This is a genomic window from Syntrophaceae bacterium, assembly GCA_013177825.1.
Taxonomy (GTDB): Bacteria; Desulfobacterota; Syntrophia; order Syntrophales; family PHBD01; genus PHBD01.
This window is the reverse complement of the sequence record JABLXX010000006.1, coordinates 270,263-291,037: the sequence shown is the minus strand read 5'-3', so window position 1 is coordinate 291,037 and position 20,775 is coordinate 270,263. Positions and strand designations below refer to the sequence as shown.

Here is a 20,775-nt window from a genome sequence, read left to right as displayed (position 1 = left end):
CGCTCAGAAGCGTTTTTTCGACCCTGCATCGTCTCGCTCCGCTGCAAAGTCATAACTCGCGCCTGGCGGCGCTCAGACAGATGACTTTGCGGGCGCTTCGCTGCGACGGCAGGGTACCCCGAAAAAGCCGCTATTCGCGCTCCGGTAAGCCCCCTCTCCCCGACGGACGTTCGCGGGGGCGCGACCGGGGGTTTCCAGAGGAGCAATCAGGATATCCCTGCTGGATGCATTTAGCGGGCTGTTCAAAAATGCCCGGATGCAAGGCCCCCGAACTCCTGAGCCATGAGTCGTACCCTTTTCGGTACGTCGAATGGCGAAGGAGGAGGGAAACGCCGCAGACGGGCGTTTTTCAACAGCCCGTCCGGACAAACGGCCGCGACGGCGGCATGCCCCCGTGGCAGCCCCCGCGCCCTGATGCAGAGAGTAAGAAAGGATGGGGGAGCGGATTTGAAATCCATTCCCCCTTTTCATGGACCGGCTGGTATCAGGTCAAGCAACGGCGGGTGGCGGTTCCGCGGGCGGTTGGTCCACGGGCGGAGGCTGCAAGGGAAGGCCCTTCGTGCGGGTCCCGAACCGGCTGAAAATGACCCCGCCCAGGCCCAGCACGACGGCCAGCACCTTCAAGATCGGTCCTACATAGGGAATCCAGCCGGCAAACCAGAGTATGATGAGTCCCCAGAACGTCTCCCGGACGATGCCCTGGTTCTGTTTCCTCGCCAGGGCGTATACCTGCTGTCCGATGAGCTTCGACATGGCGATGAACCCCGCCAGGGCCGCCAGGGTCATGATGACGACCTCCAGGGGGATGAGGACGATCCCGATGACGGAAATCGCCAGGAGGATCGCCAGAGGCACCGCCAGGATCAGGGCCAGAAGCCCCCAGAGCGAGGAGCGGAGGGTTTCTTCCCGGATGGTCGCAGAGATGACCGCGATGGGCTTCGGGACCAGAATCGTCACCAGCATGGCGATGATGAGGATGCAGAAAAAGATCGCGAGGGAGATGACGGCCCAGACCCAGGACCAGCCCTCCGCCTCATCCTCGATGGCCGAGGACACGACGGTCCAGAAATTGGAGGCGTTGATCTCCGTGATGTTCCCCCGGATCACCGCGCCCCGCCCCTTGACGATGGTTCCCCCGAGAGAGACCACATCGCCGTCGACGACGGCATTTTTCCCAAGCACGACCGAAGCGCCGACAGCCACAACGTCCGTCTCCACCACGCCGTTCACCGTCACCTGTCCGCCGAAGGAAACGACCCGCTTCGCTTTCGTTCCCGCCTCAATGGTGACGTCGCCGCCGACCTTGAAAATGGACGAGGATTCCTGGCTCGCCGCCGCAACAGAGGCAAAGAGCAGCATGGCCAAGAGGACGCACAAGGCGATTCGACCTTTCATGATCCGGTCCTTTCCGCAGGCCCGCCGTATCCACATCGGCGGGATCCCGATCACTTTCCGGCGATCATAGCGGGCATTACCACGAATTTCAACCGGATCCTCCCGGCAAACCATCGACGTTTCGTTCCCTTTCTCAGGCGTTCTGCTTTCTCTGCCGGACGTACTCGATCATACCCGGCATGACCGACAGGATGATGATGACCATGATGACCAGTGTGAAGTTCCGCTTCACGAAGGCAAGGTTGCCAAAAAAGTATCCCCCCAGGACGAACGTGACGATCCAGGCGATTCCCCCGATGACGTTGTAGGAAAGAAAGCGGCGGTAGGTCATGGTGCCGATGCCCGCCACAAAAGGCGCAAACGTTCGGATAATGGGAATGAACCGGGCGATGATGATCGTCTTGCCTCCGTGACGCTCGTAAAAGGCATGGGTCCGGTCGAGATACTCCCTCCTGAGGAATCGCGAGGTGTTCTCGTGAAACACCCGGGGTCCCACGTATTTTCCGATGGCGTAGTTTACCGTGTCGCCGAGGACGGCGGCCAAGGACAGGAGCGAGACCAGGAGGACCGGATCCAGGTCGCCCCGGGCGGCGAACGCCCCCAGGCCGAAGAGAAGGGAATCGCCGGGAAGAATCGGGGTCACCACGAGCCCCGTTTCACAGAAAATGATCAGGAAAACGACCAGATAGGTCCACGGGCCGAAGATCCGAAGAATATCGCTAATGTAGCGTTCCAGGTGAAGGAAGATATCGATAAACTGCAGGATCAGGTCCATGGAAGATAGCGCCTTTCGGGTTCCCGCCGCGGGTTCCCTCTACTGAAGGAAGCGGGCGGAAATGGCAAGGCTTTTTCCGTCTCCTTCCACTTTTTTGTCCGGGTAATGTCACGGACCGATCGGCAGGCGGGGTCGGCCTCGGCGCACAGTTCCTCTCCGGACCGGGGCTCCTTATCCGAGAATCTCCTGCACGATCCGGGCAATCCGGTCTGCATGGGCCTCCGTCTCTTCCCGCGTGGGTCCCTCCACCATCACCCGGCATAGGTTCTGCGTCCCGGAATAGCGAACCAGGACCCGGCCCCGGCCGTCCAGCGACGCTTCCGCCTCCCGGATCGCCTCCCGGATCGCCGGTACCGTTTCCAGGTCTGGACGGGAGCGGGTCTCCACGTTGAGGAGCACCTGGGGATAGACCGTCATGAGGCGCCCCAGTTCCGAGAGAGGCCGCCCGGCTGCGTCCTTGGCCGCCAGGACCTGAAGGGCCGTAAGGATGCCGTCGCCGGAGGTATGGTGGTCGAGAAAGATCAGGTGGCCCGAATCCTCGCCGCCGAGGACGGCCCCCCGCTCCTTCATCGCCGCGAAGACATGGCGGTCTCCCACGTCGGTCATGATCGAGTCGATTCCCATTTCCCGGAAAGCGATCGTGAGACCGATGTTGCTCATGACGGTGCGGACGACCAGGTTGTTCGCGAGGCGCCCCTCGTCCCGAAGCCGGCGGCCGCAGATTGCCAGGAGGGCATCTCCGGTAAGCACTCTCCCCGTCTCGTCCACGGCGATGACCCGGTCGCCGTCGCCGTCGAAGGCGAAGCCCGCGTCGGCCCCGTCCTTCACGATCCTCTCGGCCAGGAGGCCGGGATGCTGTGACCCGCAGCCGTCGTTGATGTTCCTGCCGTCGGGCCGGGCGGAGAGGACCGTCACCTGCGCCCCCAGGGCCTCGAAGACCGCCGGGGCCACCCGGTACGTCGCACCGTGCGAACAGTCCAGGACGATTCGCAGACCCTTCAGGAAGAGACCCGGAACTGTTCCACGGACAAAAGCCGCGTAGCGCTCCCGGGCGTCCGCCAGGGAACGGGCCATCCCGTGACAGGCGGGGGACGGATCGGCGTCGTTGTCGTGATTGTCCAGGATTAGCCCTTCGATAATCTCTTCGGCCTTGTCGGGCAGTTTGGTGCCCTCGGCGGAAAAGATCTTGATTCCGTTGTCCTGATAGGGATTGTGGGAGGCGGAAACGACGATCCCGCAATCCGCCTGCTCGTCTGCCGTGAGAAAGGCCACCGCCGGCGTTGGGATGATGCCGGCCAGGAGGGCGTCCATGCCGGCCGAGCAGATTCCCTCCACCAGGGCGTTCTCGAGCATTTCCCCGGATTCTCTCGTATCGCGCCCGAGGACGATCCGGTGAGGCCGGTGTTCCCGTCGCAGGAAGAACCGGGCCGCCGCGCGGCCGATGCGGAAGGCCATCTCCGCCGTAATCGGGTAGCGGTTGGCGGGTCCCCGGATCCCGTCCGTTCCGAACAATCTTCCCATCCTTCAGCCTCCCAGCGGTCATTCCCGGTTCCCGAACCTGCAACACCGGGGAAAAAGAAACGGTTCCTCACTCCGAGCCGGGAACCGGCGGCGATCCTATCCTACCGAAATGGCTTTTGCAACCCGGATTTCCGTCCCGGTGCGGACCATGCATGTACTTTTGACCGACGGATCGGTGCGTTCCCGATGCACGGCCTTTCCGCCCCCTGCCCACGGGAAAGAGCCCGTTGTGCTCACGCCGTTTTTGGTATAAACAGGTTCCCCACTGCAAGATAAGGAGCGGTTCATGCGTACCAAGACAACGGTCATCGGCGCCGGCAATGTGGGGGCCACCGTGGCCCAGAGGCTGGCGGAAAAGGAGCTGTGCGACGTCGTTCTCATCGACGTCGTCGAGGGGATTCCGCAGGGAAAAGCCCTGGATCTGAGTCAGGCGGCCCCCATCGAGGGGCACGACGCCTTGCTCACGGGAACGAACGCCTACGACGAGACCGAGGGATCGGACCTGATCATCGTCACCGCCGGCATTCCCCGCAAACCCGGCATGAGCCGGGACGACCTCCTGGCGACAAACCGGAGCATCGTTTCCGCCGTGACGAAGCAGGCCGCCGCCCGTTCCCCGGAGGCCGTCCTCATTGTCGTCAGCAACCCCCTCGACGCGATGTGCCATATCGCCTTTGAGGCCAGCGGGTTCCCCAAGAACCGGGTGCTCGGGATGGCCGGTGTGCTTGACGCCGCCCGCTTCCGCGCCTTCATCGCCCAAGAGCTCCGCGTCTCCGTGGACAACATCCATGCGACCGTGCTGGGCGGCCACGGCGATACCATGGTCCCCCTGCCCCGCTATACGACCGTCGCCGGAATTCCCCTGCCGGAGATGCTCCCGCCGGAGAGGATCGAGGCCCTCGTGAACCGGACGAGAAGCGGCGGCGCGGAGATCGTGAATCTCCTCAAGACGGGCAGCGCCTACTACGCCCCTGCCTCGGCGGCTGTGGAAATGGCCGAGAGCATTTTAAAGGATCGGAAAAAGATCCTGCCCTGCTCGGTTTTCCTTGAAGGGGAGTATGGAATCCATGGATTGTTCGTCGGAGTCCCCGTCAAGCTGGGGCGGAGCGGCGTCGAGGAAATCCTCTCCCTCCCGCTGACGGAACGGGAGCGGGAGGATCTGCAGCGGTCGGCCGCGGCCGTCCGGGAACTGGTGGACATTCTCTCCCGTCTGTGAAGCGCGCGGAACAAAGGAATGAAAGTCCCTTGACATTGCCGGTCCGGGCTCCTATAACGCCTTCAACAGAAGGATGGATCCCATGAACACACCCGTCAAGACACGATTCGCCCCCTCTCCCACGGGTTATCTCCATATCGGCGGCGCCCGGACGGCCCTCTTCAACTGGCTGTACGCCCGCCGCCACGGCGGCGTATTTCTGCTGCGCATCGAAGACACGGACCAGATCCGCTCGACGGAAGAATCCACCAAGGCCATCCTGGACGCCATGACATGGCTCGGCCTGACCTGGGACGAAGGTCCTTTCTTCCAGGCGGAGCGCGTCGGCATTCACCGGCAGATGGTCGATAAGCTGGTGGCCGAGGGAAAGGCCTACTGGTGCACCTGCACCCAGGAGGAGCTGGAAGCGAAACGAAAATCGGCCCTGGCCGAGGGCCGGAAGCCGAAATATGACGGCACCTGCCGGGAACGGCACTTGGCTCCAACGCCTGGTGCCGTGGTGCGGTTCCGCTGCCCCGAAGGCGGGGCCACCCGGATGCAGGACCTCATCAAGGGGAACATCCTCTTCCAGAACGAGGAGTTGGACGACCTGATCATCCAGCGGGCCGACGGATACCCTACATACAACTTCGCCGTCGTCGTCGACGACGCCCAGATGGGGATCACCCACGTCATCCGGGGGGACGATCACGTAAACAACACGCCCCGGCAGATCCTCCTCTATGAGGCGCTCGGATTTCCCGTGCCCTTTTTCGCCCATGTCCCCATGATCCTCGGATCCGACAAGGCGCGTCTCAGCAAACGCCATGGTGCGACCTCCGTCATGGCCTACCTGGACATGGGCTATCTGCCGGAGGCCCTGGTGAATTACCTGGTGCGTCTCGGCTGGTCACACGGAGACCAGGAGATCTTTTCCGGAGACGAGCTGACGAGCCTGTTCGACCTGGATGCCGTGGGCAAGTCCCCGGCGGTGTTCAACCCGGAAAAGCTATTGTGGCTCAACCAGCACTACATCCGGTCCTACTCGCCGGATCGGCTGGTGGAAGCCCTCCGGCCCCTCTGGCCGGCGGCATCCGATCCTTCGCAGGAAGCCCTTGTCCGCGGAGTGGTCGGGGATCTCCAGTCCCGAAGCAAAACACTTCTCGAACTGATCGATGGGGCCGCGTTTTACTTTGCCGATGAAGTCACCTACGATCCGAAGGCGGCGGAGAAATTCCTGACGCAGGCATCCGCCGTTCACCTGGAGGCCGTTCTGCAGGAACTGCCCCTTCTCGAGGACTTCTCGAAAGAGGGACTCGAGGCGTTTCTCCGCTCCCTGGCGGAATCCCGCCAGATGAAGCTCAAGGACATCGCCCAGCCGCTGCGCGTCGCCCTGACGGGCAAGGCCGTCAGCCCCGGCATCGACGAGGTCATGGTGACCCTCGGCCGGGAGCGAACGCTTGGCCGCATTGCCCGGGCCTTGTCGTCCATCCGCACCGGGAACTCCTCCTGACATCCGAAACGCCCGGAAGCACTGCAAGGTCCGCGGGAATGGCCGGATTTTCATTGACCTGCCCTGCTGATTGTGGTTATTTAGTTGCCGTTGTTGTTGAACCCATTCACTTTGAATCCCTATTCAAGAAAGGAGATTGGTATTATGAAGAGCCGGTTCGTTCGGACCATGGTGATTCTCGCCTGCCTGGTTCTCCTCTTCACCGTGGGCTGCGCCAAGAAGGCCGTCAAGGAAGACACAGGCATGCAGGAACAAAAGGTCACCGCCCAGGCGACGAAGGCGGATGACGATGCCGCCCGGAAGGCGGCGGAAGCCGCGGCCAGGGAACGCGCTCTGAGGGAAGAAGAAGCCCGCCGGGCCGAACAGGAACGTCTCGCCCGGGAAAAGGCGGAGAAGCTTGCCGCCCTGTTCGCGGACGTCAACTTTGATTTCGACAAGTACAACATCAAACCCGATTTCCGGGATCGCCTGAACGAGCAGGCCGCCTGGCTGAAGAGCAACGCCGCGGACATGCTCCTCGTCGAAGGCCACTGCGACGAACGGGGAACCGCCGAGTACAACTTGGCTCTGGGTGAGAGACGCGCAAACGCCGTCATGAAGTACCTGATCGATCTCGGAATCGACAAGGGACGGATCAAGACGATCTCCTACGGGAAAGAGCGTCCTCTCGACCCGGCTCAGACCGAGGAAGCCTGGGCCAAGAACCGCCGGGCGCACTTCGAAATAAACCCGAAATAACGCTGCAATGTCTCCTCGCTTGAGGAAATTATTTCTTGTTCTTGCTGTTCTGGTCGGTCTGGCCGGGGTGTCCGGTTGCGCCACCTCGAAAGACCTGAGAAGGGTTCAGGGTGAATTGCTGAACCGGATCGAGGCGGCGGAGCAGAAAATCGCCGCCTTGGATCAGACCGACCAGGCCATCAAGGGCGATGCCAGGAGTGTGACGGATTCCGTCGCACTCCTGCAGAAGCGGCAGGCCGAAACGGGCGCTGACCTGGCGGATGCCAGGGATCAGTTGCGGCAGATCCGCGGACTCGTCGACGGCATGAAGAAGGATCTCGCCACCGGCATCGGCCGCCAGGACGAGATGAAAGAAAAGATCGACGCCCTGTCCTTCAAGATCCAGTTCCTTGAAAACTATCTGGGCGTAAGCAAGAAGGACGACGGCAGCGAGGCCGTTCACAAGAACGGAAATAACGGCAAGGAAACGAAAGGCAAATCCGAGCGGGAGATCCTCTACGGGGCGGCCTATGCCACCCTGAAAGAGGGAAAATATGAGAAGTCCCGCGGGGAATTCCAGAATTTCCTCAAGAAATATCCCGGCACGGAGCTGTCCGACAATGCTCAGTTCTGGATCGGCGAGAGTTACTTTTTCGAAGGCAAGTTCGAGAAGGCCATTCTGGAGTACGAAAAGGTCATCAAGAACTATCCCGAGGGGGACAAGGTTCCCCAGGCACTCCTGAAGCAGGGACTGTCTTTCGCCCAGTTGGGGGACAAGACCAGCGCCCGCATCATTCTGCAGCAGATCATCAAGGACTATCCCAACACGAGTTCGGCCCGGACGGCCCGGACGAAGCTCAACGAGTTGAAATAAAAGGGAGAGGTTCAGGCAGGCATCAAAGGAGACGGCGCATCCGCCGGTCTCCTTTTTTTATGGATTCCCGCCGCCGAGTTCCCGGATCTTGCGCAGGAGTTCCACACTCGAGGGGCTCAGACGCAGGGCCTTACGATAGGCCGACAGGGCTTCTTCCTTCTGCCCCGCCTTCGCGAAGGCATCTCCCAGGTGCTCGGCGATGGTGGGATCGTCCGGGACCGCAAGGGCGGCCTGCCGGAGATACTGAATGGCTTTCCCCAGGTCGTTCTTCTTGAAATAAACCCATCCCAGACTGTCGGTGATATACCCGTTGCCGGGCTTGACAGCCAGTGCCTTCCGGATCAGCCGCTCCGCTTCGTCGAGGCGCATCCCCCGATCCGCATAGCTGTACCCGATAAAATTGAGTGCCTCCGCATGATCCGGCTCGATGGCGAGAATGCCCTCCATGAGGGCGATGCTTTCCGAAAACCGGCCGCCCTTCTCGAAGAGCATTCCAAGGCTGTAAGGCAGATCCACGTTCCGGGGGTGGACCGCCATTCCCTGCCGCAGCACCTTTTCCGCAGCCGCCGGGTTCTTCATCTCCTCATGCAGGGAAGCCAGATACAGGAAAAGCCCCGGGTAGTCTTTCCGCTTCTCCAGTGCCTCGCCGGCTGTCCGGAGGGCTTCTTCCTTGCGGCCGGTCTTGTTCTGAAGCATGGCCATCCGGACCCGGGCGTTTCCGAAGAACTCCGATTTTGCTGTCACATCACCATAGGAAGCGATGGCTCGAACCGTATCGCCGCTCTCTTCATAGGCGGATGCCAGAAGATACCGGAGTCGCGCCTCCGCCGGATATTCCTGCACCAGGGTCTCCAGCAGGCGAACGGCCCGGGGATAATCCTTCTTTTCCAGGTAAAGGAGTGCCAGGGTCAGCCTCACATCCCGGTTGTCCCGATCGATGTTCAGGGCGTCCATCAGGGTCTGTTCGGCCTCGTCAAAGCGCTGCAGTCGCAGGAGCATCTCCGCCAGCCGGAGGCGGATTCCAATGCGCATGGGATGCAGCTCCATGAACCGGCGGTAAGTCTCCACCGCTTTTTCCGTCTGTTTGCGAGACTCGTAGAGCTGCCCCAGTTCAATCCAGGCCGCTTCAAAAGCCGGCCTCAGTTCCAGAACCTTCCGAAGCCCCGCTTCGGCCTCGTCATCCCGCTTCAGTTCCCGATGGATCCTCGCCCGGTGGTAAAGGGCCGCCACGTGGTCCGGATGAATCTTGAGGAGGCGATTGTAACAGTCCAGGGCTTTTTCATATTCCCGGGATTCCGTGTACAGGGCCGCCAGATGCAGCCAGGCGGTCTCGTTTTCCCGATCCAGTTCAAGAACTTTCCGGAAAGACCGCTCGGCGGCGACGGCCTCTTTCCTGGAGGCCTGGGCTCCCCCGAGAAGGAGGAAAACCATGGGTTCACGGGGATGCTGGCGCGCCGCCTCCTGAAGGATGGCGGTCACCCTGTCCGAACTCCCCTTTTCTGCATAGAGAACAGCCAGCTCAAGGGTCAGATCGAGGGATTTTTCATCGTAGCGTCGTGCGGTTTCCAGCTCCGCGATGGCCTCGTCCAGCTTCCCGTCCAGCATATACTGAACAGCCACGGAATAATGAAACATCGCCTTGGCGTCGCCCCGACCCGGCGGTATCGCATACCCCCCCTCCCGCAGGGGGGACGTCGCACATCCGCAAAGGGCAAGGAAGCCGCAGATGAACAGAAGCAGCAGTGAAACGGAAAGGGCTTTCTTTTTTTTCATCGCCTCGCTCTGTCGCCGGAATCCACCGGCCGGACCGCTTCCGACGCGGAAACGACCCGGATTCCCTGCCGCTGGAGGAGCGGCAAAACATGCCGGAGGGTGCGGATGGTGTCGGGATAGGGATGCCCGATGATGACCGGGAGCTGTGCAGAATCGGTCGTCTCGGCCAGGTGGCGGATCTGATTCAGGGTGTCGTCATCGGAACGGCCGTCGATAAACAAATCCCGTTTTGCGAAGGGAATGCCCGTCTTCCGGGCCGCTTCCCGAACGCTGCTCCGGGACGACGTCCGGCTGTCGATAAAATAGATCCCCTTTTCCCGGAGCACCTTCAGCACAACAACCATTTTGTCCTGATGCTCCGTGAAAAGGGATCCCATGTGGCTGTTGACGCCGCACGCATAGGGCACTCTTCGCATCCCCTGCTCCAGCCGGTTTCGGATCTCATCATCCTTCATGTTCGTCCGGAGGACCAATGTCCCCGGGTTGGCTCGTGTTTCCGAACGGGGTTCCAGGGGCAGGTGAAGAATCACCTCTCGTCCTTCCCTGTGGATCAGATCGGCGGCCTGCACCGAATGGGCGCTGTCGGGAAGAACGGCAAACGTAAGGGGAACCTTGAGCGACAGGAGTTCCCGGACCGGGGCCAGGTCGTGTCCGATATCGTCAATGATGATCACGACCCGCCGCGAAGCCGCAGGCCTTTCCGGTTCAGGCAAAGCCCGGCCCGTCTCCCGGCGGCTCTTGCCCGTCTCGGCGGGCACGGCTTTCGGAATGACTTTGACCGGAGCGGCTTTGCGCGGGGGGACCTGCGCTCGGCGCGTGTCCCGCTGCCGCTCGTGATGAAGGAAATAGGCGATGGCGACGATGGCCGCGACCGCTGCGAGGAAAGCGATCCACGCCAGCGCCTTTCCTTTCTTCCTGCCTCTTCTGCGTCCCATCCGTCCGTTCCGGCCGCTTCGGCTCCGTCCGCACCGGAGATCTCCCCGAACGGGGCGTCCGGGGGACGTTATCCGTGGTCCTTAACCGCTTCGGGCGCCTTTCCGGAAAAGGTCCCAGCTCTTGAGGATATCGATGGCGCTCTTGAGCTGGTTGTCCTGGGATGCGTCCTCGATCACATCCCGTCTCGACAGGGGCGGCGCCTTTGGTCGGATTGTGTCGTTCTTGCCGTCCTTGACGTCCCCGTTCTCCCGGGGAGATCGGATATGGCCGGCCAGATCTTTTTCCCGCAGCGGTTCCTCTGCCGGTTCCTTACCGTCAGCTGTTTTTGTCCGGCGGATGACGATGTCCGGCTGAATTCCCTCCGCCTGGATGGAGCGTCCCTTGGGCGTGTAATACTTGGCCGTGGTCAGCTTCAGGGCCGATCCATCGTCCAGGGGAATGACCGTCTGCACGGACCCCTTGCCGAAGGTCTGCGTTCCCAGGACAAGGGCGCGGCCGTTGTCCTGAAGGGCGCCGGCTACGATCTCCGCCGCGGAGGCGGTGCCCTCGTTGACCAGGGCCACGATGGCGCAGGTCGGCTCGTTCCCGTTGTCACGGGCCTTCGCCGAGCTCTCCACGGATTTCACGCGGCCCCGGGTGGACACGATGGTTCCCGATTTCAGAAACAGTTCCGATACCTGTACGGCCTGGCTTAGAAGTCCGCCCGGGTTGTTCCGGAGGTCAAGGACAAGCCCCTTGAGGGGATGGGCCTTCTTTTCCAATTCCGACAGGGCCTTGCCCAGGTCTTCCGCGGTTCTTTCCTGAAAAGAGGAAACCCGGACATAGCCGATTCCGTCCTCGAACACCTTGGACCGAACGCTCATGATCTGGATGATGTCCCGGGTGATCGTGATGTCCTGGAGCTTCGTGGTCTCGTCCCGCATGATGGTAATGGTGACGTTGGTTCCTTTCGGCCCCCGGAGCTTCTTGACGGCATCCATGATCGTGATGTCCTTGGTGGACGTGCCGTCGATCCGGATAATCATATCACCCGCCTTGACTCCCGCCCGATAGGCCGGCGTGTCCTCAATGGGCGACACGACCGTGAGGACGTCTTTGCGGATCGTGATTTCGATGCCGATGCCGCCGAAACGTCCCTTCGTCTCCACTTCCAGTTCCTTGTACATGTCTGCCGTCATGTAGGAACTGTGCGGATCCAGGGACCGCATCATGCCGTTGACGGCCCCCTGGAGGAGGGTTTTGGTCTCGACCGGCTCCACATAATTCTTTTCGACGATATCGAGGATTTCGTTGAAGGTCTTGAGGCTCCGATAGGTGCTCCGGTCCAGCGCCGCAACCGGGCTGTCTCCGGCAAGCCCCATGAAGATCGCCAGGGCCGCCAGACCCAGCAGAACGATCCCCGTCTTCACCGTTTTCCGTTTCATGCCTACCTCCACCTGTCCGGAATCTCTATCAGGGATTAAGGTTTGATTCCTACTTCTTTTCCTTTTAAAATTCCATTGCTATTTCAGGGAGGGCCACGCCTTCCGGAACCGTTACCGGGAACGCCGGCCCGGATCCGGTCCCGGCCGGCCCGTGGCCCAGTCGATCTGGCGGCAGATTCCGCGGACGATTTTCACCTCACGGGCATGAAGCTGAACCCTTGAGAAGAGCCGCCGGACATGGAGCATCCAGTATTCGGGGTTCTGCTTGTTGATGAAGCCGATCCGGGTGAGGACGTCCCGCAGGTGCCCGTACATGCCCTCCAGTTCCGCCGACGAGGCAAGCCTCGGCCGGAAGGTGGCTGGAGGAGCGGCGGCGGCGACGAACAGCTCATAACAGAGGATCATCACGGCGTGAGACAGGTTGATGGATCGGAAATCCTCGGAGGTGGGGATGTTGACGATGGTCTGGCAGAGGCGGAGCTCTTCGTTGGAAAGCCCTTTGTCCTCGGGACCGAAAAGCAGGGCGATGCGGTTGTTCCGGCTGAGGTCGGTCATCCGCCGTGCCATCTCCCGCGGAGATACGGCAGGACCGCGGGCGGAGCCGCGGCGGCCGGTCGTTCCCACCAGCCAGGTGAATCCGGCCACGGCCTCCTCCAGATTCTCATGGCATTCCATGGCATCCACCAGGTCCCGTGCAGCATGGGTGGATCGCTGGAGCACCTCTTCCAGGTCGAGTGGCTCCCCCCCGACGACGACCAGCTTGCCGATTCCCATGTTTTTCGCGCACCGGGCGACCGACCCCACATTTCCGGAAAATTTCGGCCGGCAGAGCACAACCGCCACGTTCTCCATCCGCACCCGGATTTCCTGATCCTCTTTCATCTTCTTCCCCGTATCCTTAAGTTTTCGGCGGAGACCTGATACCACAAAACCGGAACGGGCGCATTTTTTGATTGTTCGCATCCCCGGCGTCTGCTATCGGGCACGGGAAAAGGCATTCCTCGCGGCGCGTCCTCGGACGCGCCGGAAACAGTGACCCATAATCCGACACGACCCATGGACGAATCCCATCTCCAGATGCTGGCCGACGGAGCCCGGATCGCCGGCGTCCCCCTGGACACGGCACAGAGGGAGCTATTCCGCCTGTATATCGACGAGCTTCTCCTCTGGAACCGCCGCTACAACCTGGTCGCAGCGGCCGATCCGGAAGAAATCGTCGTCCGGCATGTCCTCGACTCCCTGGCGGTCGTCCCCCTGCTTCCCCGCCGTGACGGGCTCCTGCTGGACATCGGAAGCGGTGCCGGCTTTCCGGGCATCCCCCTCAAGATCGCCTGCCCCTCCCTGGAAGTCCGCCTGCTGGAGGCCTCCAGGAAGAAGTCGTCGTTCCTGAAGCGGGTCGCAGGGATCCTGAACCTGGAAGGAATCGGCGTCCTCTGGGAACGGACGGAGGATTGTCTCCGGCGGGACGGAGTCGCCGGTTCCTTTGACATGGTGATCTCCCGGGCGGTTCTTCCCCTGTTGCGTTTTGCCGAAATCGGCTCCCCGTTCCTGCGCCCGGGAGGATACCTCGTCGTCATGGCCGGACCCGCTACCGACAGCCGGATCTCCCCCCCGGAGAAGGCCGGCCTTTCACCGATTTCGATCCACGAATACAGGCTCCCCCTCTCGGGGGACCGGCGAAAAATTTTTCTCTATAAAAAATCAATGCAAATCAAGTAGTTATCTAAAAAAATCTCCTTTGAAAAAACCTTGATTTGTGTTACCTTTCCGTCGCGTCAGGGGGGTGAAAACGTTCCAGTCCCTTTCCCCAAAATCATGCGTAAAATCATAAGCATCGCGAATCAAAAAGGGGGGGTCGGCAAGACCACCACCGCCATCAACCTGGCGGCGACCCTCGCCGCGGCGGAACGGAAGACGCTTCTCATCGATGCGGACCCGCAGGGGAATGCCACGAGCGGCCTGGGCATCGATCCGGCGGCATTGAAGGAGCGCAATCTTTACGACGCCCTTAGCGGAGAGGGCACCCTGGCCGAAGTGGTCCTGGGCAGCCGCCTTCCCTTCCTCGATGTGATCGGCTCCGACCAGGACCTGACCGGTGTGGAGATCGAGTTTGTCGAAATCGAGGACCGGGAGAAAAAACTTCGCCGGCTGATCCGCTCCGCGGATCTCGGTTATGAATACGTCATTATCGATTGTCCGCCCTCTCTGGGCTTTCTCACCCTGAATGCCCTGGTGGCGGCGGACAGCGTCATCGTGCCTTTGCAGTGCGAGTATTTCGCCCTGGAGGGATTGGGGCGGCTCCTGGCAACGATCAAGCTCGTTCAGGCGCGGCTCAATCCGTCTCTGGCGCTGGGGGGAATCCTCCTGACCATGTTCGACGGGCGGAACATTCTGTCCCGGCAGGTCAGCGAAGAAGTCCGGCGGCACTTCGGGACCAAGGTCTTTCAGACCGTCATCCCGCGGAATGTAAGACTTTCCGAGAGTCCCAGCCACGGTCTCCCGATCATTCTTTACGATGTCCGTTCCCGGGGCGCCATTTCCTACATGGAACTGGCCAAGGAAGTCATGGGGAACGGAGGAAGCGGGTCCTGATGTCGACAAAAACATCCCTTGGAAAAGGCCTGGGCGCCATGTTCCCGGAACTGCTCAAGCAGGTTGGCGAACGGCCTTCCTACATCCTGTGCGGCATCGAGGAGCTCACGCCCAACCGATTCCAGGCCCGGAAATCCTTTCGAGACCAGGAGCAGAAGAATCTGGTCGCCTCCATCCGCAAAAGCGGTGTGATCCAGCCCATCATCGTCCGGCGGGCGCCGGAAGGGTACGAAATCATTGCCGGAGAGCGGCGCTGGCGGGCGGCCCAGCAGGCGGGGCTGAAGGAAGTTCCGGTGGTCATCCGGGAGGCCGGAGACCTTGACGCGGCGGAATGGTCCATTGTGGAAAACATTCAGCGCGAATCCCTCAACCCTGTGGAAGAGGCGGAGGCCTTCCGGATCCTGGCGGATCAGTTCGGCCTTTCCCAGGAGGACATCGCACAGAGGGTCGCGAAAGACCGGTCCACCGTGGCGAATTCACTTCGCCTCCTCCGGCTGCCTTCGGAAATCCTGGATGGCCTCGTGGCAAGGAAGATCTCTTCCGGCCATGCCCGCTGTCTCCTCCCTCTGGAACAACCCCAGACCCAGCTTCAGGCGTACCGGACCATCGTTCAGCGGGCGCTGAATGTTCGGGAGACCGAACGGCTCGTCAAAGGGCTCCTGAAAACAAAGGGCAATAAAGAACGGAAAAAAGAACCCGCCGGCGGACCTCATCTGCGGCAACTGGAAAATTCCCTCACGGAGCGTTTTCTCAGCGCAGTCCGGATCCGGCCCGGCCGGAAAAGCGGGCGGATTGAAATCCGCTTTTCCGGAGAGGAAGAACTCAGCCGGCTGATCCGTCTGCTTCTGGACGGGAAACCCTGATTCGAAAAGCGTCCGGGAAAACTCGAATCCCATTCACTGTCATTTATCCACAGCTGTTGAAAACCTTGTGGATGAGGTAATTAAGTAGTGGATTTAATCTGGGAAAAAGCGACAAATATCATTCGAAAGCAGGTGAGCCAGCAGAACTTCGACACCTGGATTCAGCCGGTTCGTGTCACGGCTGTGGAGGGGAACAGCATTCAGTTCGCTGTGCCCAACAAGTTTTTCAAAGACTGGCTGAACGACAATTACCTGCCCATCATCAAGGAAAGCCTGAAAGAGGTCTCGGGAATCGACCTGAGCGTTCATTTCACCGTCAGCAAGGGAGACGGCCGAGCAGCGGAAACGCCGGCGGAAGCGAAGAAATCGGACGGGAAATCCGAGCGAAAACCTCCGGCTACGAAGTACGAATCGAACCTGAACCCAAACTACAGCTTCGAACGATTCGTCGTCGGCTCATGCAACCAGTTCGCTCACGCCGCCGCCATGTCCGTGGGAGAAATGCCGGCGAAAAACTACAACCCCCTATTCATTTACAGCGACGTCGGCCTGGGAAAGACACACCTGCTCAATGCCATCGGACTGCACACGCTGAATCTCTACCCGGACACGAACGTCGTTTATGTCTCGGCGGAGGAGTTCGTCAACGAGCTCATCGGTTCCATCCGGTACGACCGGACGCCGAAGTTTCGAGAAAAATACAGAAAAATCGACTGTCTCCTGATTGACGACATCCAGTTCATTGCCGGGAAGGACCGGACACAGGAAGAATTCTTTCATACGTTCAACACCCTCCACGATGCGGGAAAACAGATCGTCGTCACCAGCGACAAGTTTCCGAAAGATATCCCGAATCTGGAAGACCGTCTCCGTTCCCGCTTCGAATGGGGGCTCATCGCCGATATCCATCCTCCCGACATCGAGACCCGGATTGCCATCCTGCAAAAGAAAGCCCACGACAACAGCATCCACCTTCCCAGCAACGTAGCACACTACGTGGCGTCCAACGCCCATTCGAACATCCGGGAACTGGAAGGCTTTCTGGTCCGGATCAGCGCCTACGCCTCCGTGACGGGGCGGTCCATCGACATGGACCTGGCCAAGGAAGTCCTCCGGAAAATCGTCCGGCAAAACGAGCGGGAGGACATCACGGTGGACGAGGTCATCCGTGCCTCCTCCGGAAAATTCAACGTGAAACTCTCCGATCTAAAGTCAAAAAAGAAAAGCAAAAACATCGTCCTTGCCCGTCAGTCCGCCATGTTCCTGTGCCGGCGGCTGACAAACGCCTCCTTCCCGGACATCGGAGAAAAACTCGGTGGACGCGACCACTCCACCGTGATTTACGCCGTCAACAAAATCAGCGCTCTGATCGAGAAGGACTCAGCCCTGAAAAAAACGATCCAGGACATTGAAGACACACTTCAGCAGTCTTCATAACAGCGGCATCAACGGACTATCCACAACGGCATGATCGATTATATATATGATGTCATTCATAAATTTCAATTTGATCAAGGTATCAACAGCCCTTACTGTAACTACTGATTCAATCTAATAGAGAAAAAAAAGAAAGGGAGAGAAATATGGATTTCTGTATCAAGCGGGAACTTCTTTTGGCCGGAATGCAAAGGACCGCGGGAATCGTAGAAAAGAAAACGACCATGCCGATCCTGAACAATGTCCTGATTGCCGCCCAGCCGGAGAAGGTCACCATCAGCGCCACGGATCTGGAAATTGCCGTGATGGTGGGATACGGAGCGGACGTCAAAACGGAAGGCCGGGTGACCCTTTCCGCCCGGAAGCTTCACGAACTGGTCCGGGAAACCCAGGGCGAAACGGTTCATTTCGTCAAGAACGAGAAGGAACTGGTCACGATCACGTGCGACAAAGCCGTTTACCGAATCCCCGGTCTGGGGGCGGGAGAATATCCGAATGTTGCTGAAGAAGAAGGAATCCAGTACTTTGCGATCTCTTCAGAGGATGTCCTGGAGTTGATCAGGAAAACCTTTTTTGCCATTTCCACGGATCCCCTCCGCAAGAATCTGACGGGGGTTCTTTTCGAGTCGCAGAAGAAGGAGTCGGGGACGGAGATCCGCATGGTGGCGACGGACGGTCACCGGATGGCGATGGCCTGGACCCTGATGGACCCGGAGAAGGCGTTTCTGGAGCTGGAAAAAGGAATCATCCTGCCCAGAAAGGGACTCGGAGAGATCCGCAAGCTTCTGGACGATTCGAACGGCGAGGTTCGAATGGGAGTCCACCAGGGAATGTGCGTCTTCAAGACGGAAAATACGATCCTGAAAGTGAGGCTCATCGACAGCGACTATCCCGATTACCGGCGGGTCATTCCCGTTGAGAAGGGATACATCGTCCGGTTCGAGCGGGACAGGGTTCTTCATGCCCTGCGGAGAATGAGCGTCATTTCCAGCGAGGGTTACAGCGGGGTCATCGTAAAGATGACGACGGACAGGATGGTGCTTCACTCCACGAATCCGGACGTCGGTGAGGCCAGCGAGGAGGTGGAGGTTTCCTATCAGGAGCCGAACGTGGAGGTGGCCTATAATGTGAATTTCCTGATCGATGCCATCGAGGTGATCGGAGAAGGAGACGGAATGTTCGAGATCGGCGGGGCAAAAAAGCCGGGAATCGTCCGTCCGTCCGATTCGGACCGCTACCTGTGCATTATCATGCCTCTGAAGTTCTGAGACATTGATTCTATTCATATTGATTCGTTTTAGAAGGAGCGAAACAGACAGTTTATGGCGGAAAATTACGATGCGGAAAGCATAAAGGTTCTGGAGGGACTCGAAGCGGTGCGCCGGAGGCCGGCCATGTACATCGGGTCCACCGGCAAGGAAGGCCTTCACCATCTCGTCTACGAGGTGGTGGACAACAGCGTGGACGAGGCCTCGGCCGGATACTGCGATACGATCGTCGTCAAAATCCGGTTGGATAACAGCATCCTGGTATCGGATAACGGGCGGGGAATTCCCGTGGACATGCATCCCACGGAGGGCGTATCCGCCGCCGAGGTTGCACTGACAAAACTGCATGCGGGAGCGAAATTTTCCAACGAGAGCTACAAGATATCCGGCGGTCTTCACGGCGTCGGTGTTTCCGTGGTCAATGCCCTATCCGAGTACCTGGAACTGGAGGTTCGCCGTGACGGCTACCTCTGGACCCAATCCTATGCAACAGGAATTCCCAAGGCTCCTCTGGAAAACATCCGGAAGTCGAAGGGCCGGGGAACAACGGTCACCTTCAAACCGGATCCACAGATCTTTGAGGAAACGGAGTTCAGCTTCGATATCCTGGCCAACCGGCTCCGTGAACTGGCCTTTCTGAATTCAGGCATCCGGATTACGCTGACGGACGAGCGGGACGAGCGGACCAGCGAGTTTTATTACAAGGGCGGCATCGTATCGTTCGTGGAGTACCTGAATCGGCACAAGAAGGTTCTTCATGCCAAGCCGATCTACGTGGACGGTGCCCGGGAAGACTGCCAGGTTGAAGTGGCCATTCAGTACAACGACACCTACGCGGAAAATATTTTCTCCTATGCCAACAGCATCAACACGACGGAGGGCGGAACCCACCTGAGCGGCTTCCGCTCCGCCCTGACGCGGGCCTTCAACAACTACGGAACGGCCAGCAACATCCTCAAAAACGGGAAAGAATCCCTGAAAGGGGAGGACCTGCGCGAGGGACTCACCTGCGTCATCAGCGTGAAGATCCGTTCGCCCCAGTTCGAGGGGCAGACGAAGACCAAGCTGGGAAACAGCGATGTGAAAGGACTCGTGGAAGGGATCGTCTACGAGAAGATCAGCACCTATCTCGAGGAGAATCCCTCCGTCGGCCGGCAGCTCCTCGGAAAATGCCTGGATGCCTCCCGCGCCCGGGAAGCGGCCCGGAAAGCCCGGGAACTGACCCGGAGAAAAAGCGCCCTCGAAGTCGGAGCCCTTCCGGGAAAGCTGGCGGACTGCCAGGAACGGGATCCGGCCCTGAGCGAGATTTTCTTTGTCGAGGGAGACTCGGCCGGAGGCTCCGCCAAGCAGGGCCGTGACCGGAAAAACCAAGCCATTCTGCCGCTCCGGGGAAAAGTCCTCAACGTCGAGAAGGCCCGATTCGACAAGATGCTCCAGAACGAGGAGCTCAAGGTCATCATCACGGCCCTGGGAACCGGAATCGGACAGGAGGACTACGATGTGACCCGGCTGCGGTACCACAAGGTGATCATCATGACCGACGCCGACGTGGACGGCCTCCATATCCGGACGCTCCTGCTCACGTTCTTCTTCCGCCAGATGAGGGAACTGATCGAGCGGGGCCACCTGTATATCGCACAGCCGCCCCTGTTCCGGGTCGTCGACAAGAAGCGGGAGATCTACATCCACAACGAAGAAGAGATGCGGAATTTCGTTCTCGAGAACGGCGTCGAGCGGATTCGCCTGGTTACCGAAAGCGGAGCCGTCTTCACCGGGGGAAGGCTTCTGGCGATGATCCGGAAAATCATGAGGATCCAGAGCATCGGCGAGCGCTTCGAGAAAGACGGCGTCGACCACGACGTGATCCGTCTCCTGGCCGCCGATTCTGCTCTCTCCTCCGGTTCCTTCCGTTCCCAGGAGTCCCTCCGGGAAATTGGAGACCGCCTGTCCGCCCGGCTGGGGGGAGACGGCTGCGACATCTCGTTCGTGGGCGATCCCGAACAGGAAGACAACGCCCTGGGGCTCCGGATTGTCCGTCCGGGAAGGAAAAACGCCACTCTGCTCCAGCCGGAGATCGTCAAGTCAGCGAAGTTCATCGAGCTCAAGAACCTGCTCAGCCAGGTGACCGCCCTCGGGGAACCTCCGTTCAAGCTGTCCCTGGAAGGTGACGAGGCGGGGACGGTGGAGCTTCCCTCTCTGGATGCCCTGGTGGAGAGCGTCATGGCCGCCGGGAAAAAAGGCTTTGCCGTGCAGCGCTACAAGGGCCTGGGCGAGATGAACCCGGAGCAGCTCTGGTCGACCACCATGAACCCGGAAAAGCGGACGCTTCTTCAGGTTCGGGTGGATGACGCCATCGTGGCCGATGAAATATTCACCACCCTCATGGGGGATCAGGTCGAGCCGAGACGGGAATTCATCTACCGGAACGCCCTGTACGCGTCGAACCTGGACGTATAGCGGGCGAGAGCCCGAGTTTTCCGACAGGTCAGGAC

General features: G+C 60.0%; 17 protein-coding genes. 10 read left to right on the top strand and 7 right to left on the bottom strand.

Features of this window, described 5'->3' with window-relative positions:
* Positions 1–489 precede the first annotated feature (489 nt).
* From HPY65_14310 to glmM, 3 genes are all read right to left on the bottom strand, one after another.
* Complete coding sequence (locus tag HPY65_14310) at positions 490–1,395, bottom strand: hypothetical protein (GenBank protein ID NPU85645.1); 906 nt, start codon at positions 1,393–1,395, stop codon at positions 490–492.
* Between the two features lie 133 nt (positions 1,396–1,528).
* Positions 1,529–2,170: a DedA family protein gene (locus HPY65_14305; protein ID NPU85644.1), complete on the bottom strand. Its 642-nt coding sequence runs from the start codon at positions 2,168–2,170 to the stop codon at positions 1,529–1,531.
* A gap of 171 nt (positions 2,171–2,341) precedes the next feature.
* Positions 2,342–3,691, bottom strand: coding sequence for a phosphoglucosamine mutase (gene glmM / locus HPY65_14300; protein NPU85643.1), 1,350 nt, complete (start codon positions 3,689–3,691; stop codon positions 2,342–2,344).
* Between the two features lie 286 nt (positions 3,692–3,977).
* Here glmM and mdh point away from each other — a divergent pair, with 286 nt between their 5' ends.
* From mdh to ybgF, 4 genes are all read left to right on the top strand, one after another.
* The gene (mdh, locus tag HPY65_14295; GenBank protein NPU85642.1) at positions 3,978–4,907 is read left to right on the top strand and encodes a malate dehydrogenase; all 930 of its coding nucleotides are present in this window, start codon (positions 3,978–3,980) and stop codon (positions 4,905–4,907) included.
* Between the two features lie 82 nt (positions 4,908–4,989).
* Positions 4,990–6,399, top strand: coding sequence for a glutamate--tRNA ligase (gltX, locus tag HPY65_14290; GenBank protein ID NPU85641.1), 1,410 nt, complete (start codon positions 4,990–4,992; stop codon positions 6,397–6,399).
* Between the two features lie 144 nt (positions 6,400–6,543).
* Positions 6,544–7,137: a peptidoglycan-associated lipoprotein Pal gene (gene pal, locus HPY65_14285; GenBank protein NPU85640.1), complete on the top strand. Its 594-nt coding sequence runs from the start codon at positions 6,544–6,546 to the stop codon at positions 7,135–7,137.
* A gap of 19 nt (positions 7,138–7,156) precedes the next feature.
* The gene (gene ybgF / locus HPY65_14280) at positions 7,157–7,990 is read left to right on the top strand and encodes a tol-pal system protein YbgF (GenBank protein ID NPU85639.1); all 834 of its coding nucleotides are present in this window, start codon (positions 7,157–7,159) and stop codon (positions 7,988–7,990) included.
* Positions 7,991–8,047: 57 nt separating this feature from the next.
* On the opposite strand, the gene HPY65_14275 is transcribed toward ybgF, so the two are convergent.
* The 4 genes from HPY65_14275 to HPY65_14260 form a co-directional block, all read right to left on the bottom strand.
* On the bottom strand, positions 8,048–9,763 hold the full coding sequence (locus HPY65_14275; GenBank protein NPU85638.1) for a tetratricopeptide repeat protein: 1,716 nt from the start codon (positions 9,761–9,763) through the stop codon (positions 8,048–8,050).
* On the bottom strand, positions 9,760–10,698 hold the full coding sequence (locus HPY65_14270) for a divergent polysaccharide deacetylase family protein (protein ID NPU85637.1): 939 nt from the start codon (positions 10,696–10,698) through the stop codon (positions 9,760–9,762). Before HPY65_14270 ends, HPY65_14275 begins: the two co-directional genes overlap by 4 nt.
* Before the next feature lie 81 nt (positions 10,699–10,779).
* A complete protein-coding gene (locus HPY65_14265) occupies positions 10,780–12,123 on the bottom strand; it encodes a S41 family peptidase (GenBank protein NPU85636.1) in 1,344 nt (447 codons plus the stop codon).
* 111 nt (positions 12,124–12,234) lie between these two features.
* Positions 12,235–13,005 carry an RNA methyltransferase gene (locus HPY65_14260; protein ID NPU85635.1) on the bottom strand — a complete coding sequence of 257 codons (771 nt, stop codon included), beginning with the start codon at positions 13,003–13,005 and terminating at the stop codon, positions 12,235–12,237.
* Positions 13,006–13,179: 174 nt separating this feature from the next.
* Here HPY65_14260 and rsmG point away from each other — a divergent pair, with 174 nt between their 5' ends.
* The 6 genes from rsmG (at position 13,180) to gyrB (ending at position 20,740) form a co-directional block, all read left to right on the top strand.
* A complete protein-coding gene (rsmG, locus tag HPY65_14255; GenBank protein NPU85634.1) occupies positions 13,180–13,842 on the top strand; it encodes a 16S rRNA (guanine(527)-N(7))-methyltransferase RsmG in 663 nt (220 codons plus the stop codon).
* Positions 13,843–13,938: 96 nt separating this feature from the next.
* Complete coding sequence (locus HPY65_14250) at positions 13,939–14,715, top strand: ParA family protein (GenBank protein NPU85633.1); 777 nt, start codon at positions 13,939–13,941, stop codon at positions 14,713–14,715.
* Entirely contained in the window at positions 14,715–15,578 is an 864-nt protein-coding gene (locus tag HPY65_14245) for a ParB/RepB/Spo0J family partition protein (GenBank protein NPU85632.1), read from the top strand. Before HPY65_14250 ends, HPY65_14245 begins: the two co-directional genes overlap by 1 nt.
* 87 nt (positions 15,579–15,665) lie before the next feature.
* Entirely contained in the window at positions 15,666–17,015 is a 1,350-nt protein-coding gene (dnaA, locus tag HPY65_14240) for a chromosomal replication initiator protein DnaA (protein ID NPU85631.1), read from the top strand.
* Between the two features lie 146 nt (positions 17,016–17,161).
* On the top strand, positions 17,162–18,283 hold the full coding sequence (gene dnaN, locus HPY65_14235; protein ID NPU85630.1) for a DNA polymerase III subunit beta: 1,122 nt from the start codon (positions 17,162–17,164) through the stop codon (positions 18,281–18,283).
* 54 nt (positions 18,284–18,337) lie between these two features.
* The gene (gyrB, locus tag HPY65_14230; GenBank protein ID NPU85629.1) at positions 18,338–20,740 is read left to right on the top strand and encodes a DNA topoisomerase (ATP-hydrolyzing) subunit B; all 2,403 of its coding nucleotides are present in this window, start codon (positions 18,338–18,340) and stop codon (positions 20,738–20,740) included.
* The last annotated feature ends 35 nt before the right edge of the window (positions 20,741–20,775 follow it).

Bases quoted from the DNA above. Each gene is read 5' to 3' on its own strand.
- HPY65_14310 (NPU85645.1), bottom strand. From the start codon at position 1,395: ATGAAAGGTCGAATCGCCTTGTGCGTCCTCTTGGCCATGCTGCTCTTT.
- HPY65_14305 (NPU85644.1), bottom strand. From the start codon at position 2,170: ATGGACCTGATCCTGCAGTTTATCGATATCTTCCTTCACCTGGAACGC.
- glmM (NPU85643.1), bottom strand. From the start codon at position 3,691: ATGGGAAGATTGTTCGGAACGGACGGGATCCGGGGACCCGCCAACCGC.
- mdh (NPU85642.1), top strand. From the start codon at position 3,978: ATGCGTACCAAGACAACGGTCATCGGCGCCGGCAATGTGGGGGCCACC.
- gltX (NPU85641.1), top strand. From the start codon at position 4,990: ATGAACACACCCGTCAAGACACGATTCGCCCCCTCTCCCACGGGTTAT.
- pal (NPU85640.1), top strand. From the start codon at position 6,544: ATGAAGAGCCGGTTCGTTCGGACCATGGTGATTCTCGCCTGCCTGGTT.
- HPY65_14275 (NPU85638.1), bottom strand. From the start codon at position 9,763: ATGAAAAAAAAGAAAGCCCTTTCCGTTTCACTGCTGCTTCTGTTCATC.
- HPY65_14270 (NPU85637.1), bottom strand. From the start codon at position 10,698: ATGGGACGCAGAAGAGGCAGGAAGAAAGGAAAGGCGCTGGCGTGGATC.
- HPY65_14265 (NPU85636.1), bottom strand. From the start codon at position 12,123: ATGAAACGGAAAACGGTGAAGACGGGGATCGTTCTGCTGGGTCTGGCG.
- HPY65_14260 (NPU85635.1), bottom strand. From the start codon at position 13,005: ATGAAAGAGGATCAGGAAATCCGGGTGCGGATGGAGAACGTGGCGGTT.
- rsmG (NPU85634.1), top strand. From the start codon at position 13,180: ATGGACGAATCCCATCTCCAGATGCTGGCCGACGGAGCCCGGATCGCC.
- HPY65_14250 (NPU85633.1), top strand. From the start codon at position 13,939: ATGCGTAAAATCATAAGCATCGCGAATCAAAAAGGGGGGGTCGGCAAG.
- HPY65_14245 (NPU85632.1), top strand. From the start codon at position 14,715: ATGTCGACAAAAACATCCCTTGGAAAAGGCCTGGGCGCCATGTTCCCG.
- dnaN (NPU85630.1), top strand. From the start codon at position 17,162: ATGGATTTCTGTATCAAGCGGGAACTTCTTTTGGCCGGAATGCAAAGG.
- gyrB (NPU85629.1), top strand. From the start codon at position 18,338: ATGGCGGAAAATTACGATGCGGAAAGCATAAAGGTTCTGGAGGGACTC.